This window comes from Saccharothrix texasensis, assembly GCF_003752005.1.
Lineage (GTDB): Bacteria > Actinomycetota > Actinomycetes > Mycobacteriales > Pseudonocardiaceae > Actinosynnema > Actinosynnema texasense.
In genome coordinates, this window is record NZ_RJKM01000001.1 from 4,344,728 (window position 1) to 4,362,092 (window position 17,365).

A 17,365-nucleotide genomic window follows, 5' to 3' on the forward strand; every position below is an offset into this window, starting at 1 on the left:
CGCAGGGCGAGGCCGAATTGGCTGGTCAGGACCGCGCTAGTGGCTGACCTGGCGGCCGGAGGAGTGCACCGGGCAGGTGGTGCGGGCCGGGCAGCGGTCACAGTCCGCGTTCTCGCTGGCCTGGTAGGACGGCCCGACGCTGGACCCGGCGGCCAGCTGCACGGCCTCCAGCCACACCCGCACGCCCTGCTCGTCCAGCGGCACCTGCTCCCGCTCCACAGCGCCGGTCTTGCGGTCCTCCTTGGCCACGTACAGCAGGCGCGCGCCACCGGGGTCGGTGCCCAGGCCCAGGTGCGTGAAGCCGCCCAACGCCGTCGCCAGCTGGTAGACGGCGAGCTGCGGGTGCTCCTGCGCCTTGTCCTTGCTCACCGGCGACTTGCCGGTCTTCACGTCCACGACGACCGGCCGGCCGTCGCGGTCGGTCTCGAGGCGGTCGACGCGGCCCCGCACGCGCAGCTTCGGGCCGCTGTCGGGTCGGGGGATCTCGACCGAGATCTCCTCCTCGACCGCGACCTGGGTGAGCTGCGAGCGGCTCGACGCGAGCCAGCCCAGGAACGTGTCGAGCATCCGCTCCACCCGGATCCGCTCGCGCCGGGAGAACCAGGGCGCGCCCGCGTCCACCGCGGCCCACGCCTCGTCCAGCTTGACCCGCAGCTCCTTCTCGTTCGCGCCGGTCGCGGCGGCCTGCGCCAGCGCGTGCACGAGGGTGCCGGTGATCGACGCCAGCTCGGCCGGGTCCTGCCCGCCGTGCCGTTCGACGACCCAGCGCAGCGGGCACTTCGCCAGCGTCTCGACGGTGGACGGCGACACGCTGACCGTGTGCTCGTCGGTCCACAGGGGACTGTCGGTGGTGACCTCCGCCAAGCCGTACCACGAATCCGGGTGCGCGCCCGGCACGCCCTGCGCCGCCAACCGGGCCAGCTGCGCCGCCGCGCGGTCCCGGCGCCCGGCCGGCTCGTCGTCGGAGCACACGACCCGGCGCAGCTCGCCGACCAGCTCGGCCAGCACCAGCCCGCGCTCGGGGGTGAACGTCGGCCGTTCCGGCTCGTCGGTCGACAGCTCCTCGATCTCGTCCAGGAATCGCGACGGCTGCTCGTCCTCCCCGCGCACCGCGCTGACCAGCAACGTCCGCCGGGCCCGGCTGGCCGCGACGAGCAGCAGCCGCCGTTCCTCGGCCAGGATCGGCGCGACCGCGGACACCGTTTCGGTCGACACGCCCGCGACCACGTCGACCATGCGTTCCACGCCGAGCAGCGACCCGCGCAGCCGCAGGTCGGGCCAGCTGCCCTCCTGCACGCCCGGCACCGCCACGACCGTCCACTCGCGACCCGCGGCGGCGTGCGCGGTCAGCACCGACACCGCTTCGCCGGTGGGCGCGGCGGCGGCCAGCGTGTCGCCGACGATCTCCTGCGCGGCCAGGTAGTCGGCGAAACCCTCGGCGCCCGAGCCGGGCAGCCGGTCCACGTACTTCGCGGCGGCCTCGAACAACGCCACGATCGCGTCCAGGTCCCGGTCGGCCTGCATGCCGACGGTGCCGTGCCGCGCGGACTGCGCCACCCAGCGCAGCTCCAGGCCCGTGGTCTGCCACAGCTCCCACAGCACCTGCTCGACGGTCAGGCCGTCCGCGATCCCCTTGCGCGCCTTGCGGAGCAGGCCGGCGACGCGGCGGGCCGGCTGCGCCTCGGCGTCCTCCAGCGCGGCCAGCCGGTCGTCCGACTCGATCACCTCGACCAGCAGCTCGCCGCTCGGGCGGTCCCGGCCCGCGGCCAGTTCCAGCCGCCGCAGGCCGCGGCGCAGGCGGCGCAGCGCCAGCGGGTCGGCGCCGCCGAGCGGTGACGCCAGGAGCATGGCGGCGGTGTCCTCGTCGAGGGTGCCGGGCACGGCCGCGCAGCGCAGCAGCGCCAAGAACGGCATCACGGCCGGTTGGCGCGCCAGCGGCAGCTCGTCGCGCGGCACGGCCACCGGGACGCCCGCCGCGAGGAGCGCGCGTTGCAGGACCGGCAGCGACCTGGTGGCCGAGCGCGCCACGACGGCCATGTGCGACCACGGCACCTCGTCGATCAGGTGGGCGCGGCGCAGCTGGTCGGCCACCCAGCTCGCTTCCTGCGCGGCGGAGGCGAACAGGCGGACCTGGACGTTGCCCGTGCCGTCGGCCGGGGAGACCGTTCGGGTGGGTGACGCGCCGGGCAGGCGGCCGGCGAGGCGGCCCACCGCGGCCCTGATCTCCGGCGCCATCCGGTAGCCCGCGGTGAGCACGACCGCCGGGCCGTCCGCCTCGGCCAGGAGGGTGGGGTCCGCGCCGCGGAACGAGAACACGGCCTGGTCGGGGTCGCCCGCGAGGACGAACTCGTGCGCGGCCTCGCCCAGCACGCGGATGAGCTCGTGCTGCAACGGGTCGAGGTGCTGGGCGTCGTCGACCAGGAGGTGCCGCACGCGCCGGTGCTCGGCGGCCAGGACGTCCGGCTCGGTCTGGAAGGCCAGCAGCGCGCTGCCGACCAGCTCGGCCGCGTCGAACGACGGCGCGTGCCCCTGCCCGCTGCTGGCCAGCAGGTTGACCTGCTCGTACTGGGTGGCGAACAGGCCGGCGGCGACCCACTCCTCGCGGGAGTGCTGGCGGCCCAGCTCGGTGAGGTCCTCCGGGGCGAAGCCGCGTTCGGTGGCGCGGAGCATCAGGTCGCGCAGCTCGTGCGCGAAAGCGGGCAGCGCGAGCGCGGGACGCAGGCGTTCCGGCCACTTCAAGGCGCCCATGCTCACGTCACCGGCGAGCAGTTCGCGCACCACCGCGTCCTGCTCGGGGCCGGACAGCAGGCGGGGTGCGGGTTCGCCCCGGTGGACGGCTTGCGCGCGCAGGACCGCGAAGGCGTAGGAGTGGACGGTCCGGACCAGCGGCTCCTGCGTGGTCGGCAGGACGCCGTCGGCCCGGGCGCCGGTCAGCAGGCGGGTGATGTGGGCGCGCATCGCCCCGGCCGCCCGCCGGTTGGGCGCGAGGACCAGCACGTTCTCCGGGTGCACGCCGCCGTGCAGCACCCGGTGCGCCACGACCTCGGCCAGCAACGTCGTCTTGCCCGTGCCGGGACCGCCGAGCACCCGCAACGGCCCGCCCGCGTGGTCGAACACGGCGCGTGCGGGCGCGTCCCAGTCGCGCCGGGGCTCCTCCTGCCGCACCCGGCGCACCAACAACGGCGCCCTGTTCCCTGCCACGGGGAGCATGGAACCACGAACCCCCGACACGCCCCGCGCGGCACGCCTCGCGGGGTCGCGTCCCGGCGAGGCGTGCCCGCCGTCTGCGCAGCAGCGGCACCACGCCTGCGACACTGTGCGGGTGGACGAAGAGTTGCACGAGATGGTTCGCGCCGTCGTGCGCAGGATCCCGCGCGGCCGGGTCGCGACCTACGGCGACGTCGCCGACATCGCCCGCGCGCCGTCGCCCCGCCTGGTCGGGCAGGTGCTCAACCAGGACGGGCTCGACCTGCCGTGGCACCGGGTGCTCCGCGCCAACGGCACGTGCGCGCCCCACATCGCCGACGAGCAGCTGCAACGGCTGCGCGAGGAGGGTGTGGTGGTCGAGGGGAGCAAGGTCGACCTGCGCACGTACCGCTGGGAGGACGCGGTCAAGGAGAAGGCGGAGGAGCCTCCGGCCCTGTTCTGAGCCGAGCCTCGACCCGGGCCACCTCGGACCCGACCTCCGGGTCCCGGGTGATCGCGGCGGCCAGGCGCAGCTGCGGCAGCGCCTCGGCGTGCCTGCTCTGGCGGCTGAGCGTGCGGCCCAGCAGCAGCCGCGTGTAGCCGTCCGACGGGTCGAGGTCCACCAGGGTCTTCAGCACGCCTTCGGCCTTGCCCAGCGCGGCGGACTGGAAGTGCGCCAGCGCGAGCTCGGTCAGCACGGTCCGGTCCTCCGGCGCGTGCTCGGCGGCCTCGGCCAGGTAGCGCGCCGCGCCGCTCGGGTCGCCGGACGCGCGGAACAGGCGTCCCTTGCGCAGCAGTTCGCGGACATCGGTCATGACAGCTCCTCGTCCGCCGCGGTGACGTGCGGCACGTGCGTGACGCCCAGTCGCCCGGCTTGGAAGTCTTCGACGGCTTGCAGGATCTCGGCCCGCGTGTTCATCACGAACGGCCCGTAGCGGGCGACCGGCTCGCGCAGCGGCAGCCCGCCCAGGACCAGGACGTCCCAGGTGGTGCCGGCCCGCATGGTGAGCGCGGCGCCGTCGCCGAAGGTGGCCAGTCGGCCCTCTTCGAGCGGGCGGCGGTCCGCGCCGACCGTGCCGCGTCCGGACAGGACGTACACCATCGCGGTGAAGTCCTCCGGCCACGGCAGGGTCAGCCGTGCCCCGGCGGTGAGCGTGGCGTGCAGGTAGGTGATCGGCGTGCGCGTCATGCCGGGGCCTTGGTGGCCCGCCACGTCGCCGGCGATCACCCGGACCAGCGCGCCACCGTCGTCGCTGGACAGCAGCCTGGTGTTCTCGGGCTTGATGTCCTGGTAGCGCGGCGGGGTCCACTTGGCGGCCTTCGGCAGGTTGACCCACAGCTGCACGCCGTGGAACAGCCCGCCCCGGGCCACCAGCTCCTGCGACGGCAGCTCGGAGTGGAGCACGCCGGAACCCGCGGTCATCCACTGGGTGCCGCCGTTGGTGATCACCCCGCCGCCGCCGGTCGAGTCGCGGTGCTCGAAGACGCCGTCGATCATGTAGGTGACGGTCTCGAAGCCGCGGTGCGGGTGCCAGGGCGCGCCCTTCGCCTCACCGGGGCCGTACTCGACGGCGCCCATGTGGTCCAGGAGCAGGAACGGGTCCGCGTCGGCGAGCTCGACGCCCGGGAACGGGCGGCGGACCTGGAAGCCCTCGCCTTCGAGGAACCGCTGCGCCCGCACGACCCGGCGCACCCCGCGCCACGCCGTGGTGGCTTCGGGCAGCTCCGGGAGACGGGGCAGGGTCAGGGTGTCGGCGGTGACGGCGGGCATGGCTGCCTCCTCGAAGGGTGACCGCCCCTGGTTCCGGCGGCTCGCCCGAGTCAACCTGGTTGAACCCTCAACTATTCCGCGCCCGCGCGCCCGCCCGCGCCCGAGCGTTCAACTCGGGGTGCGCGAACGTAGGACACGCGCGTTCCGGACGTAGGACACGCGCGATTTGAACGTAGGACTCGCGGGTCAGGCGACGTCCTGGAAGCAGCGGGCCTCGTAGTAGCGCAGCAGGACGGCTTCCACGACGCGCAGGTGGGCGCCGATCGGGGCGGCGACGACGGCGGCGCCGGAGTCGGCGACGACGCGGTGGAACAGGCCGGGCGCCAGCAGCCAGGAGGCGACGGCCACGCGACCCGAGGCGGAGGCGACCACGTCGCCGATGCGCGGTTCGGCGGTGGCGGCGTAGCCGATGCTCACCGGGCCCACCCGGCGGGACAGGGCGGTGGCGATGGCGCGGACGTCGGCCAGCGCGCGGGGGTCGGAGGAGCCCGCCGCGGCCAGGACCACCGAGTCGCCCGCCGTCCAGCCGGCTTCGGCCAGGCGGGACAGCAGCGCCGGGACGAGGGCCGGGCCGATCGGGTCGGTGATCACCGCGTCGGGGTGGCCCGAGGCCGCCACCTGCGCCGGGATGTCCACCCGGACGTGGTAGCCGGCGGCCAGGAAGGCGGGGACGACGACGGCCGGGCCGGCGACGGACCCCAGCACGGAGGTGACGTCCGGCTGCCGCACGTCGGCGTAGGCGACCCGCACGGGTACGCCGCCGAGGCGGGCGCGGACCAGGGAGGCGATTTCCTCCACGACGACGGCGCCGGCGGGGTCGCGGGTGCCGTGCGCGACGAGAACCAGGGTCATACGGCCACTCCGGCGGGGTCCATGGCCAGGCGGTAACCGCGCTTGACGACGGTGGCGACCATGCGCGGTTCGCCCAGCGCCGAGCGCAGCCGGCCGACGGCGGTTTCCACGGCGTGCTCCTCGCCGCCGCTGGGCAGCGCGGCCAGCAGGTCGCGGCGGGACACGACCCGGCCGCGCGCGGCGGCCAGGACGCGCAGCACGGCCATCGGCGCGGGCGGGACGGGGCGCAGCTCGCCGTCCACGACCACCGCCTGGCCGCGCAGCTCCACGTCACGGGCCGCGATGCGCAGCTTGGTGGCGCGGGCGGGCAGTTCCAGGGTCAGTTCACGGGCCAGCGCGCCGATGCGGGCGCGGGCGGGTTGGACCACCGGCACGCCGGCCGCGACGAGCGGGCTCGCGGTGATCGAGCCGACGCCCACCACCAGCACCTCCCGGCGCAGCAACGAGACCAGCTCGGCCTGCCTGCCCATGGCCTCGGCGGTCCGCAGCACGGAAGCGGCGGCGGGCGCGCTGGTGAACGTCAGCGCGTCCACCTGGCCGGCCAGCACCGCCTCCAGCAGCCGTTCCAGAGGCGCGGGGTCGGACGGGCCGGTCCAGCGGTAGACGGGGACCTCGACGACCGTGGCACCGGCCGCGCGCAAGGTCGACGTGAACTCCGGCAGCGGCTCGCCGTGCAGCTGCACGGCGATGCGCCGGCCGGACACACCGGACCGCAGCAGGTGGTCGAGCAGCTCGGCGTTGCTCTCCCCCTCCGGCGACCACGCCTCCACCAACCCGGCGGCACGCACCGCGCCCCGCGCCTTCGGCCCCCTGGCCAGCACCCGCGCCCCGGACAGCCGGGACAGCAGGCGCGCGCCGAGCCCCCACCCCTCCGCGGCCTCCACCCAGCCGCGGAAGCCGATGCCGGTGGTCGCCACGGCGACGTCCACCGGTTCCTCCACCACCGCCTTGGTCGCGGCCAGCAGCTCCGCGTCGTCGGGCAGCGGCACGATCCGGATGGCGGGACCGTGCAGCACGGTCGCGCCCTTGCGCTCCAGCAGGGCGCCGAGCTCGTCGGCCCGCCGGGCGGCGGTCACACCGACCGTGTACCCGGCCAGCGGGGCGGCGTTCACGGTGACCCGACCTGGATGATGCCGTCGGTCACGACCACCGGGTGCACCGGCACCCCGGTCGAGGGGTCGTCCAGGCACTTGCCGGTGGAGAGCTCGAACGCCTGCTTGTACACCGGGGACACGACCACCGGCACGCCGCCGCGGTCACCGACGATGCCGCGCGACAGCACGGCCGCGCCGCTGAACGGGTCGATGTTGCCCAGCGCGTGCACGGTCCCGGCCGAGGTGAGGAAGACCGCCACCTGGGAGCCGTCGGGCAGCAGGGCCGCCACCCCCCGGTCGGGCTGCAGGGCGTTCAACTCGCACACAGGTGTCATCGGGAAACCTCCGCCTGGCCAACAGTGGGAACACCGAGCAGAACCGGCACCTTCTGGCCGCGCTCCTCGCGGAAGCTGATGGTCGGGTCGGGCGTGCCGGGCGCGTTGACGAACGAGGTGAAGCGGGAGAGCTTCTCCGGGTCCTCCAGCACGCCGCGCCACTCGTCGGCGTAGTTGTCCACGTGCTTGGCCATCGCCGCTTCCAGGTCGGCGCAGATGCCGAGGCTGTCGTCGACGATGACGTCGCGCAGGTGGTCAAGCCCGCCTTCCAGCGACTCGATCCACGTCGAGGTGCGCTGCAACCGGTCCGCGGTGCGGATGTAGAACATCAGGAACCGGTCGATCAGCTTGATCAGGGTCTCGGTGTCCACGTCGGACGCGATCAGGTCGGCGTGGCGCGGGGTGAAGCCGCCGTTGCCGCCGACGTAGAGGTTCCAGCCGTTCTCGGTCGCGATGATGCCGAAGTCCTTGCCGCGCGCCTCGGCGCACTCGCGCGCGCAGCCGGACACGGCGGACTTGAGCTTGTGCGGCGACCGCAGGCCGCGGTAGCGCAGCTCCAGCGCGATGGCCAGCGACACGGAGTCCTGCACGCCGTAGCGGCACCACGTGGTGCCGACGCACGACTTCACCGTGCGCAGCGCCTTGCCGTAGGCGTGCCCGGACTCGAACCCGGCGTCCACCAGGCGCTTCCAGATCTCCGGGAGCTGGTCGACGGTGGCGCCGAAGAGGTCGATCCGCTGACCGCCGGTGATCTTGGTGTAGAGGCCGAAGTCGCGGGCGACCTCGCCGATGACGATCAGCTTCTCCGGCGTGATCTCGCCGCCGGGGATGCGCGGCACGACCGAGTAGGTGCCGTTGCGCTGCATGTTGGCCAGGAACCGGTCGTTGGTGTCCTGGAGGGCGGCCTGCTCGCCCTCCAGCACGTGCCCGTTGTCCAGGGACGCGAGGATCGAGGCGACGGCGGGCTTGCAGAGGTCGCAGCCGGAGCCGCGGCCGTGCCGGGAGATCAGCTCGGTGAAGGTGGTGATGCCGGTGGAGCGGATGATCTCGAACAGGTCGGCGCGCGAGTGGTCGAAGTGCTCGCACAGGGCGCGGGACTGCTCGATGCCGCACTCGGAGAGCAGCTTCTTCAGCATCGGCACGCACGAGCCGCAGCCGGTGCCCGCCTTCGTGCAGGTCTTGATGCCCGGCACGTCGACGGCCTCGCCGGAGTTCACCACGTCCACGATCTGCTGCTTGGTGACCGCGTGGCACGAGCACACCTGCGCGTCGTGCGGCAGGGTCAGCTCGACGCCGCCCTCCGGCCCGATCAGCGCGACCGGGTCGCCGGGCAGGGCCCTGCCGACCAGGGGCCGCAGCGACGTGTACTTGGACGCGTCGCCGACCAGGATGCCGCCGAGCAGGGTCTTCGCGTCGTCGGACACCACGACCTTGGCGTAGGTGCCCGCCACGGCGTCGTTGACGACGACCTCCAGCGCGCCCTCCTGCTTGGCGTGCGCGTCGCCGAACGAGGCGACGTCCACGCCGAGGAGCTTGAGCTTGGTGGACATGTCGGCGCCCGGGAACCGCGCGGCGCCGCCGAGCAGCCGGTCAGCGACCACCTCGGCCATCGAGTAGCCCGGCGCGACCAGGCCGTACACCACGCCGTCGAGGCTGGCGCACTCGCCGATGGCGTAGATGTGCTCGTCGGAGGTGCGGCACGCCTCGTCGACGACGATGCCGCCGCGCTCGCCGACCGCCAGGCCGAACGAGCGGGCCAGCTCGTCGCGCGGCCGGATGCCCGCGGAGAACACCACGACGTCCAGGTCCAGCTCGACGCCGTTGGAGAGCTTGGCGATGAGCCGTTCGCCGTCCGGTTCGATGGAGGACGCGGACGTGCCGGTGTGCACGGTCAGGTCCAGCTTCTCCACCAGGCGCTTGAGCAGGCCGCCGCCGCCCTCGTCCACCTGGAGCGGCATCAGCCGGGGGCCCAGCTCGACCACGTGCGGCGAGATGCCCATGCCGCGCAGCGCGTTCGCCGCCTCCAGGCCGAGCAGGCCGCCGCCGAGCACCATGCCCGCGTGCCGGCCGGCCGCGCGGGCCGACTCGACCGTGGCGCGGATGCCGTCCAGGTCGTCGATGGTGCGGTAGACGTGGCAGCCGGGCAGGTCGCGGCCGGGCACGGGCGGCACGAACGGCACCGAGCCGGTGGCCAGCACCAGCGCGTCGTAGGGCTGCACCCGGCCCTTCGCGGTGCGCACGACCTTGGCGTCCCGGTCGAGGTGCACGACCTTGTCGTCCAGGTGCAGCTGGACCGCGTCGTCGTCGTGCGGCGCGAGGCTCAGCGACCCCGCGTCCCAGCTGTCCACGTAAGACGACAGCGCGACCCGGTCGTAGGCGGGGCGGGTCTCCTCGGCGAACACGACGATCCGCCACTGGTCGGTGGCGTCCTTCTCGCGGAGCGCCTCCACGAGACGGTGCCCGACCATGCCGTGACCGACCACTACGAGCGTTCGCGTCATGGGACCAATCCCTTCTTCCGCCCGGGTCAATGCTCACCGGGCACCGTGTCGTGCCAAGGTCGCGAATGTTGCGCAGGCGTTAAAGCAGCCTCACGCCGCACTTCAGAGCGTTGTGTGCGTCACACCCCGGCGTAGGCGAGGCTCGGCACGCGGGCGAAGACCCGCCGCCGCAGGTAGAACCACCAGGTGGTGGCCAGGCAGAGGCCGTAGAACACGAGGAACGCGGTGAGCGCGGGCGCGAGCGTCTTGCTGCCCTCGAGGGAGAACTTGAACACCAGGTTCACCAGCACGCCGCCGAACGCGCCGATCGCGCCCGCGATGCCGACCACGGCGGCGGCCTGCCGCTTGGCGGAGCGGATGTCGTCGGTCTGCGCGGCGAAGATCGCCGGGATCATCCGGTAGGTCGAGCCGTTGCCGATGCCGGCCAGCACGAACAGCGCGATGAACGAGCCGAAGAACAGCGCGAAGCTGCGGACCTCGATGCTGACCAGCAGGCCGACCGTGCCGACGGCCAGGCCGACGAACACGGCCACGGTGATCCGCGCGCCGCCGAACCGGTCGGCGAGCCAGCCGCCGAACGGCCTGCTCACCGAGCCGATGAGGGCGCCGAGGAAGGCCAGCGCGACGAAGCCCTTGTACTCGACGAAGCTCAGCTTGATCAGCGACGGGAACGCGAACGAGAAGCCGATGAACGAGCCGAACGTGCCGATGTACAGGAACGACATCACCCACGTGTGCTTGTTCGACATGGCCTTCTTGTACGACGAGCCGTCCGGCTTGGCCTGGGTGAGGCTGTCCATCAGCGACCACGCGCACGCCGCCGCGACCACGACGAACGGCATCCAGACGAGCGCCGCGTAGGCCAGGTTGATGCCCGTGCCCAGCGAGATGACGATCGGCACGACCAGCTGCACCATCGCCACGCCGAGGTTGCCGCCCGCCGCGTTCAGGCCGAGCGCCAGGCCCTTCTTGCCCTCCGGGTAGAAGAACGAGATGTTCGCCATGGAGGAGGAGAAGTTGCCGCCGCCGAAACCCATCGCGGCCGACGTGAGCAGGAAGAACCAGTACGGCGTGCCGGGGTCCGACACCGCGATCGCCAGCATCGTGGTGGGGATCAGCAGCAGGCCGGCGCTGATGGTGGTCCACGCCCGCCCGCCGAACCTCGGCACCGCGAACGTGTAGGGGATGCGCAGCACCGCGCCGACCAGGTTCGGCACGATCAGCAGCCAGAACGTCTGGCCGACGCTGAAGCTGAAGCCGACCTGGCCGAGGCTCACCACCACGATGCTCATCAGGCTCCACACCGTGAAGCCCAGGTTCTCCGCCAGGATCGAGAAGACCAGGTTCTTGCGGGCGATCCGCTTGCCCCGCGCCTCCCAGAACGACGGGTCTTCCGGCTCCCAGTGCTCGATCCACCGACCGCCGCGCTTCGCCTGCGGCGCAACGCCCTCGGTCTCCACCACCGTGCTCATTGGACCCTCCCGGACACCGATTTCCCGTTGTGGGAACCGTAAGAACGGCCCGTTACCCCGACGTTCGGACAGGTGTCGTCGGCGGCAACTCCCCCGCACATCACGCGGACTGGGGCTGTGAGGCCGCGAGCCAGTCGACGATCCCGCAGACCGCGTCCTTGCAGCCGCCGCAGCCCGTGCCGGCCCGGGTGACCTCGGCGATCGCGGACAGCGTCGTCGCGCCGCCCCGCCAGGCGCTGACCAGCTGCCCCTTGCTGACCGTGTTGCACCGGCACACCACCGCGGCGGCGGGCAGGTCGGCGGGGCTGGCCTCGTTCTCGGCGGGCAGCGCGCGGCCCAGCAGCAGCGCGAGCCGGTCGGTCGGCGCGGGCAGGCCGCGGTCGAACAGCTGGGTGATGGCCGCCGCCGCGTCCGGTGCGCCGAGCACGATCGCGCCGGTGACCTTGTCGTCGCGCAGCACGAGCTTGGCGTACCGGCCGCGCGCCGGGTCCTGGAAGCACAGCACCTCGTCGTCGGCCGAGTCGACGCCCACGTGCACGTCGCCCAACGCGGCCAGGTCGACGTCGCGGGCCTTGAGCCTGGTCACGACGGTGGTGCCGGCGTAGCGGGCGGCCGGCGCGGCGCCGGTGAGCCGGTCGGCGAGCACGGCCGCCTGCTCCCACGCGGGCTGCACCAGGCCGGACACGGTGCCGACGTGCTGGGCGCAGTCGCCGATGGCGTGCACCCTGGGGTCGCTGGTGCGCAGCGCGTCGTCCACCAGGACGCCCCGGTCGACGTCGATGCCCGCCTGCTCGGCCAGGCCGGTCTCCGCGCGGACGCCCGCCGAGACGACGACCAGGTCGGCGGGCACGTGCGTGCCGTCGTCCAGCTCCAGGCCGTCGCCGGGCGTGTACCTCGCGGCCAGCACGCCGAGCCGGAACTCGATGCCCAGGCCGTTCAACGTGGTCGCCAGGACCCGGCCCGCGCCCGCGTCGAGCTGCCGTTCCATCAGGTGCCCGACCGGGTGCACCACGGTGACCAGGCAGCCCCGGCCGGCGAGGCCGCGGGCGGCCTCCAGCCCGAGCAGCCCGCCGCCGAGCACCGCGACCGGCGTGCCGGGCGAGGCCTTCGCCACGATCTCGGCGCAGTCGTCCAGCGAGCGGAACGCCACCACGCCGGGGGCCAGGTCGCCGTTGCCGTCGAGCAGGCCGGGCGTCGGCGGCACCCACGAGCGTGAGCCCGTGGCCAGCACCAACGCGTCGTAGGGCACCTCGGTGTCGTCGACGTGCACGACCCGGCGGGTGCGGTCGATCTTGGTGACGGCGCCGCCGAGCCGCAGGTCGACGTGGTGCTTGGCGGCCCAGTCGGGGGCGTGCAGCCGCACCGCGTCGGGCGTCAGCGACCCGGCCACCACGCTGGAGAGCAGCACCCGGTTGTACGCGTGGTGCGACTCGTCGCCCAGCACGGTCACCGAGACGCGCTCCGCCTTCGGGTCGCGGTGGCGGATCTCGTCGGCCAGCCGGGCGCCGGCCATGCCGTAGCCCACGATGACAACGTTCCTCATACCGACTCCAATCGGACCGCGCACACCTTGAACTCGGGCATCCGGCTGGTCGGGTCCAGCACCGGGTTGGTCAGCAGGTTGGCCCGGCCCTCGCCCGCGTAGTGGAAGGGCAGGAACACGACGTCGATCCGCATCGAGGGCACGCAGCGCACCCGCGCCACGGTCCGGCCGCGCCGCGAGACGACGGCCGCCATGCCGCCGTGGTCCAGGCCCGCCCTGGTCGCGGTGTCCGGGTGGACCTCCACGTACGCCTCGGGCTCGGCCTTGTTCAGCTCGGGCACCAGCCGGGTCTGCGCGCCGGACTGGTAGTGCTGCAGCACCCGGCCGGTGGTCGCCTGCAACGGGTAGTCGGCGTCGGGCACCTCGGCCGGACCGCGGTGCTCGACGGGGACGAACCTGGCGAGGCCGTCGGCGTGGGCGAAGCGGTCGAGGAAGTTGCGCGGCGTGCTGTCCCGCACGACGGGCCAGTGCAGGGCCTCACCCCGGCGCAGTCGCTCGTAGGTGACGCCGGAGTAGTCGGCGACGCCGCCCTTGGACGCGAGCCGCAGCTCCTCGAACACCACCTCGGGCTCGGTCGGGAACCGCTCGGGGGGCTGGCCGAGGCGGGTGGCCAGGCCGCGCAGCACGTCCAGGTCGCTGCGCACGCCTTCCGGCGGCGCCACCGCCACCTGGCGCAGCAGGACGCGGCCCTCCAGGTTGGTCATCGTGCCGCTCTCCTCGGCCCACTGCGTGATCGGCAGCACGACGTCGGCGACCGCGGCCGTCTCCGACAGCACCAGGTCTGCCACGACCAGCAGGTCCAGCGCCCCGAGCCGGTCGGCGACGTGCTGTGAGCGCGGCGCGGAGACGATGACGTTGCTGCCGAACACCAGCAGCGCCTTGGGTCCGCCGGGCTGCCCGAGCGCGTCGAGGAGCTCGTAGGCCGAACGGCCCGGTCCGGGCAGGTCGTCCACGCCCCAGACGTTCATGACGTGCTCGCGGGCCGCCGGGTCGTCGATCTTGCGGTAGCCGGGGAGCTGGTCGGCCTTCTGGCCGTGCTCGCGCCCGCCCTGCCCGTTGCCCTGACCGGTGAGGCAGCCGTAGCCGGAGTACTTCCGGCCGGGCAGGCCCAGCGCCAGCGCCAGGTTGATCCACGCCGACACGGTGTCCGCGCCGCTGGCGTGCTGCTCGGTGCCGCGACCGGTGAGGATGAAGGCGTTGTGCGCCTCGGCCAGGATGCGCACCGCCGCCCGCTGGTCGGCGACCGGCACGCCGGTGACCCGCTCGACCCGTTCGGGCCACCACGTCGCGGCGACGCGCCAGGCGTCGTCGAAGCCGGTGGTGCGCTCGTCGAGGTACTGCTTGTCCAGGTAGCCGTCGGCCACGGCGGTGTGCAGCAGGCCGAGCGCCAGGGCGAGGTCCGTGCCGGGCGCGGGTTGCAGGTGCAGGGTGGCCAGCTCGGCGGTGGGCGTGCGCCGGGGGTCGATGACGATCAGCTCGGCGTTCTTGAGGTGCTGCACGAACGGCGGCATGGTCTCCGCCGGGTTGCCGCCGACCAGCAGGATCGCGTCCGCGCGGTCGAGGTCGGTGACCGGGAACGGCATGCCGCGGTCCAGCCCGAACGCCTTCAGGCCCGCGGCGGCGGCGCTGGACATGCAGAACCGGCCGTTGTAGTCGATCTGGGAGGTGCCCAGCGCGACCCGGGCGAACTTGCCGAGCAGGTAGGACTTCTCGTTGGTCAGCCCGCCGCCGCCGAACACGCCGACCGAGTCCGGCCCGTGCTCCTCGCGCAGCTCCGCGAGCTTGGCCGCGATCAGGTCCAGCGCCTCGTCCCAGCCGGCCGGCCGGAGCTCGCCGTCGCGGCGGACCAGCGGCGTGGTCAGCCGCGCGGGCGAGGTCAGCAGCTCGGCCGACGTCCAGCCCTTCTGGCACAGCCCGCCGCGGTTGGTCGGGAACTCCCGCGGCGACACCTTGCCGTTCTCGATGGTCATCGCGCATTGCAGCGCGCAGTACGGGCAGTGCGTGTCGATCCTGCGGGAGTCGGTCACGCGCCCGACGGTAAGAACCGGCTGTTAACGCCAGACCGCGGATTGTTTCGTCCACGCGAACTTGCCTGCTCAGCTACCGCGCGTTGAGGGTGAGGTCACAGCAGGTCGACGACGAGTGCGGCCGTTCGCTCCAGGCCCACCAGAGATTGTCTGCTCGAACGGGGGTGCAGGGCGTGGACCGCGAGCCGGAACAGGGTGGCTCGCAGGAGGATTTGCGGCCACTCCTCCAGGTGCGCCCACCGCTGGAGCAGACCGTGATCCGCGCCACCCCAGGCGAGCGCGTCGACCACGACGACGGCCGCGCCGTAGGGCGCGGGACGCCAGTAGGCGGCGAAGTCGATGATCGCCGGCGCGGCGTCGCCCGCGAAGAGCACGTTGCCGAACAGGTCGCCGTGGACCACCTGCGGCTTGAGCGCGACCGGCTCGCGGCGGGCGGCGGTCAGGTCGAACAGCCGCCCGCCGAGGTCGGGGTCGAGGTCGGCCTTCTCCTCGTCCCACGCGCAGCGGTCGGCGGTGGCGAACAGGTCGACGCGCGCGTCCAGGAACCGGGGCCTGGTCAGCTCGGCGGTCGCCCGGTGCAGCTTCACCGCCACGTCCACGACCTCGTCGTGACGCGGCTCGGCGCGGCCCGACAGGTACTTGGTCGCCGCCCAGCCGCCGACCACGTACCGGCCGTCGGTGGAGCGCAGCGGCCTGGCCACGCGCAGGTTGTCGACGTCGAGCGCGTCGAGGGTCTTGGCCACCCAGGTGGCCTCGGCCGGTTTGCCCGCGGGCCGGATCGCCGCGTCGCCGCACCGCCACACCGGTCCGCCGTCGATCAGCTCCGGCTCGGCGTCGCGCGCGCCGAACGCGGCGCGCACGTGCGACGGCGGCGGCTCCGGAGTGGTCACGGCCGGCACGCTACCTGCACCGGGCCTCCCGTTGGTGGACCTCGGGCGTTCGAACACGTGGTGTCCACGCATTCGGCCTAACCGCATTATTGCGGTCTCGGCAGGAGGATTGGTCTGTGACCGACGCCACGCACGCCGCGTTCGCGCTCGTCCTGCACCGGGCGCTGCCCGCCGGCAACCGCTGCCGGTCGCCATCGCGGCCGACGAGCCCGCGCACGTCGTGGTCAGCGAGGTGGTGCGCGAGCCGATCCGGGGCCTGGCGCCGCGGGCCGTTCCGCCCGGCGCGGGGCCCGCTGTCCGGCACCGGCCTGCTGCTGTTCCCGGCCGAGGTGACCGAGCCGTGAGCGCACGACGCCGGGGCTGCCCCCGAGGGCAGTCCCGGCGTCGTGGGTCGGCTCAGTACGTCGGCAGGGAGGGGTCGACCTCGCGCGCCCAGGCGAGCACGCCGCCGCCCACGTGCACCGCGTCCTTGAACCCGGCCTGGTGCAGCACGGCCAGCGCCTCGGCCGAGCGGGCGCCCGACTTGCAGTGCAGCACGACCTGCTTGTCCTGCGGCAGCTCCGCGAACGCCTCGCCCGACAGGATGCGGTCCTTCGGGATGAGCACCGAGCCCGGGATCTTCACGATCTCGTACTCGTGCGGCTCGCGGACGTCCACCAGCAGGAAGTCCTCGCCGCTGTCCTGCTTCTGCTTCAGCTCCAGCGGCGTGATCGTGTTGCCCGCGGCGGCCTGCTGCGCGTCGTCGGACACGACACCGCAGAACGCCTCGTAGTCGATCAGCTCAGTGATCTTCGGGCTCTCCGGGTCCTTGCGGATCTTGATCGTCCGGTAGGACATCTCCAGGGCGTCGTAGACCATGAGCCGGCCGAGCAGCGGGTCGCCGATGCCGGTCAGCAGCTTGATCGCCTCGGTGACCATGACCGAGCCGATCGACGCGCACAGCACGCCCAGCACGCCACCCTCCGCGCACGACGGCACCATGCCGGGCGGCGGCGGCTCGGGGTAGAGGTCGCGGTAGTTCAGGCCCTGGCCGTTCGGCGCGTCCTCCCAGAACACGCTGACCTGGCCCTCGAACCGGTAGATCGAGCCCCACACGTACGGCTTGCCCAGCAGCACGGCCGCGTCGTTGACCAGGTACCGGGTGGCGAAGTTGTCCGTGCCGTCCAGGATCAGGTCGTAGTCGCGGAAGATGTCGAGCGCGTTCTCCGAGTTCAGGTGGGTCTGGTGCAGCACCACCTTCACGAACGGGTTGATCTCGGCCACCGAGTCCCGGGCCGACTCGGCCTTGGGCTTGCCGACGTCGGACTGACCGTGGATGACCTGCCGCTGGAGGTTCGACTCGTCGACGATGTCGAAGTCGACCACGCCCAGCGTGCCGACACCCGCCGCCGCGAGGTAGAGCAGGGCCGGGCTGCCCAGGCCACCCGCTCCGACGACCAGGACCTTCGCGTTCTTCAGCCGCTTCTGCCCGTCGACCCCGACGTCCGGGATGATCAGGTGGCGGCTGTAGCGCGCTACTTCTTCCTTGGTCAGCTCCGCTGCGGGCTCCACGAGCGGCGGAAGCGCCATCTGAGTCCTCCTCGACGAAACATGTCCTCTACCGACGGACAACACCAGCCTGCCCGTCCGTCTTCCCCGATGGGAAGTCGTCCCAAGCCTCGGGACACCCCACCCAATCCACCCAACCCACCCGC

General features: G+C 73.3%; 14 protein-coding genes. 2 read left to right on the plus strand and 12 right to left on the minus strand.

Annotation, left to right across the window (positions count from 1 at the left end; translation table 11 throughout):
- Window positions 1-36 precede the first annotated feature (36 nt).
- Window positions 37-3,210 carry an ATP-dependent helicase gene (locus tag EDD40_RS18325; protein ID WP_123743996.1) on the minus strand — a complete coding sequence of 1,058 codons (3,174 nt, stop codon included), beginning with the start codon at window positions 3,208-3,210 and terminating at the stop codon, window positions 37-39.
- A gap of 112 nt (window positions 3,211-3,322) precedes the next feature.
- Between EDD40_RS18325 and EDD40_RS18330 the strand changes: the two genes are divergently transcribed.
- Window positions 3,323-3,649, plus strand: coding sequence for an MGMT family protein (locus EDD40_RS18330; protein ID WP_123748116.1), 327 nt, complete (start codon window positions 3,323-3,325; stop codon window positions 3,647-3,649).
- On the opposite strand, the gene EDD40_RS18335 is transcribed toward EDD40_RS18330, so the two are convergent.
- From EDD40_RS18335 to EDD40_RS18380, 10 genes are all read right to left on the minus strand, one after another.
- Complete coding sequence (locus EDD40_RS18335; protein WP_123743997.1) at window positions 3,612-4,001, minus strand: tetratricopeptide repeat protein; 390 nt, start codon at window positions 3,999-4,001, stop codon at window positions 3,612-3,614. The two genes, EDD40_RS18330 and EDD40_RS18335, sit on opposite strands and share 38 nt — an antisense overlap.
- On the minus strand, window positions 3,998-4,957 hold the full coding sequence (locus EDD40_RS18340) for a pirin family protein (protein ID WP_123743998.1): 960 nt from the start codon (window positions 4,955-4,957) through the stop codon (window positions 3,998-4,000). Before EDD40_RS18340 ends, EDD40_RS18335 begins: the two co-directional genes overlap by 4 nt.
- Before the next feature lie 186 nt (window positions 4,958-5,143).
- Window positions 5,144-5,809, minus strand: a complete 666-nt coding sequence (locus tag EDD40_RS18345; RefSeq protein WP_123743999.1) for a sirohydrochlorin chelatase — start codon at window positions 5,807-5,809, stop codon at window positions 5,144-5,146.
- Window positions 5,806-6,921: a uroporphyrinogen-III synthase gene (locus EDD40_RS18350; protein ID WP_123744000.1), complete on the minus strand. Its 1,116-nt coding sequence runs from the start codon at window positions 6,919-6,921 to the stop codon at window positions 5,806-5,808. Before EDD40_RS18350 ends, EDD40_RS18345 begins: the two co-directional genes overlap by 4 nt.
- Window positions 6,918-7,238, minus strand: coding sequence for a nitrite reductase small subunit NirD (gene nirD / locus EDD40_RS18355; RefSeq protein WP_123744001.1), 321 nt, complete (start codon window positions 7,236-7,238; stop codon window positions 6,918-6,920). Before nirD ends, EDD40_RS18350 begins: the two co-directional genes overlap by 4 nt.
- Complete coding sequence (gene nirB / locus EDD40_RS18360; RefSeq protein ID WP_123744002.1) at window positions 7,235-9,739, minus strand: nitrite reductase large subunit NirB; 2,505 nt, start codon at window positions 9,737-9,739, stop codon at window positions 7,235-7,237. The genes nirD and nirB overlap by 4 nt, the downstream gene beginning before the upstream one ends.
- A 119-nt stretch (window positions 9,740-9,858) precedes the next feature.
- Complete coding sequence (locus tag EDD40_RS18365) at window positions 9,859-11,211, minus strand: MFS transporter (RefSeq protein WP_123744003.1); 1,353 nt, start codon at window positions 11,209-11,211, stop codon at window positions 9,859-9,861.
- A gap of 100 nt (window positions 11,212-11,311) precedes the next feature.
- Window positions 11,312-12,754, minus strand: coding sequence for an FAD-dependent oxidoreductase (locus tag EDD40_RS18370; RefSeq protein WP_123744004.1), 1,443 nt, complete (start codon window positions 12,752-12,754; stop codon window positions 11,312-11,314).
- Entirely contained in the window at window positions 12,751-14,724 is a 1,974-nt protein-coding gene (locus EDD40_RS18375; RefSeq protein WP_123744005.1) for a molybdopterin oxidoreductase family protein, read from the minus strand. The genes EDD40_RS18370 and EDD40_RS18375 overlap by 4 nt, the downstream gene beginning before the upstream one ends.
- A gap of 152 nt (window positions 14,725-14,876) precedes the next feature.
- Window positions 14,877-15,671 carry a TIGR02569 family protein gene (locus EDD40_RS18380; protein WP_246037723.1) on the minus strand — a complete coding sequence of 265 codons (795 nt, stop codon included), beginning with the start codon at window positions 15,669-15,671 and terminating at the stop codon, window positions 14,877-14,879.
- Window positions 15,672-15,787: 116 nt separating this feature from the next.
- Between EDD40_RS18380 and EDD40_RS18385 the strand changes: the two genes are divergently transcribed.
- The gene (locus tag EDD40_RS18385) at window positions 15,788-16,015 is read left to right on the plus strand and encodes a hypothetical protein (RefSeq protein WP_123744007.1); all 228 of its coding nucleotides are present in this window, start codon (window positions 15,788-15,790) and stop codon (window positions 16,013-16,015) included.
- A gap of 52 nt (window positions 16,016-16,067) precedes the next feature.
- Here EDD40_RS18385 and moeZ read toward each other — a convergent pair whose 3' ends face one another.
- Entirely contained in the window at window positions 16,068-17,240 is a 1,173-nt protein-coding gene (gene moeZ, locus EDD40_RS18390; protein ID WP_123744008.1) for an adenylyltransferase/sulfurtransferase MoeZ, read from the minus strand.
- Window positions 17,241-17,365: the final 125 nt, after the last annotated feature.

Bases quoted from the DNA above. Each gene is read 5' to 3' on its own strand.
- EDD40_RS18325 (WP_123743996.1), bottom strand. From the start codon at position 3,210: ATGCTCCCCGTGGCAGGGAACAGGGCGCCGTTGTTGGTGCGCCGGGTG.
- EDD40_RS18335 (WP_123743997.1), bottom strand. From the start codon at position 4,001: ATGACCGATGTCCGCGAACTGCTGCGCAAGGGACGCCTGTTCCGCGCG.
- EDD40_RS18340 (WP_123743998.1), bottom strand. From the start codon at position 4,957: ATGCCCGCCGTCACCGCCGACACCCTGACCCTGCCCCGTCTCCCGGAG.
- EDD40_RS18345 (WP_123743999.1), bottom strand. From the start codon at position 5,809: ATGACCCTGGTTCTCGTCGCGCACGGCACCCGCGACCCCGCCGGCGCC.
- nirD (WP_123744001.1), bottom strand. From the start codon at position 7,238: ATGACACCTGTGTGCGAGTTGAACGCCCTGCAGCCCGACCGGGGGGTG.
- nirB (WP_123744002.1), bottom strand. From the start codon at position 9,739: ATGACGCGAACGCTCGTAGTGGTCGGTCACGGCATGGTCGGGCACCGT.
- EDD40_RS18365 (WP_123744003.1), bottom strand. From the start codon at position 11,211: ATGAGCACGGTGGTGGAGACCGAGGGCGTTGCGCCGCAGGCGAAGCGC.
- EDD40_RS18370 (WP_123744004.1), bottom strand. From the start codon at position 12,754: ATGAGGAACGTTGTCATCGTGGGCTACGGCATGGCCGGCGCCCGGCTG.
- EDD40_RS18375 (WP_123744005.1), bottom strand. From the start codon at position 14,724: ATGACCATCGAGAACGGCAAGGTGTCGCCGCGGGAGTTCCCGACCAAC.
- moeZ (WP_123744008.1), bottom strand. From the start codon at position 17,240: ATGGCGCTTCCGCCGCTCGTGGAGCCCGCAGCGGAGCTGACCAAGGAA.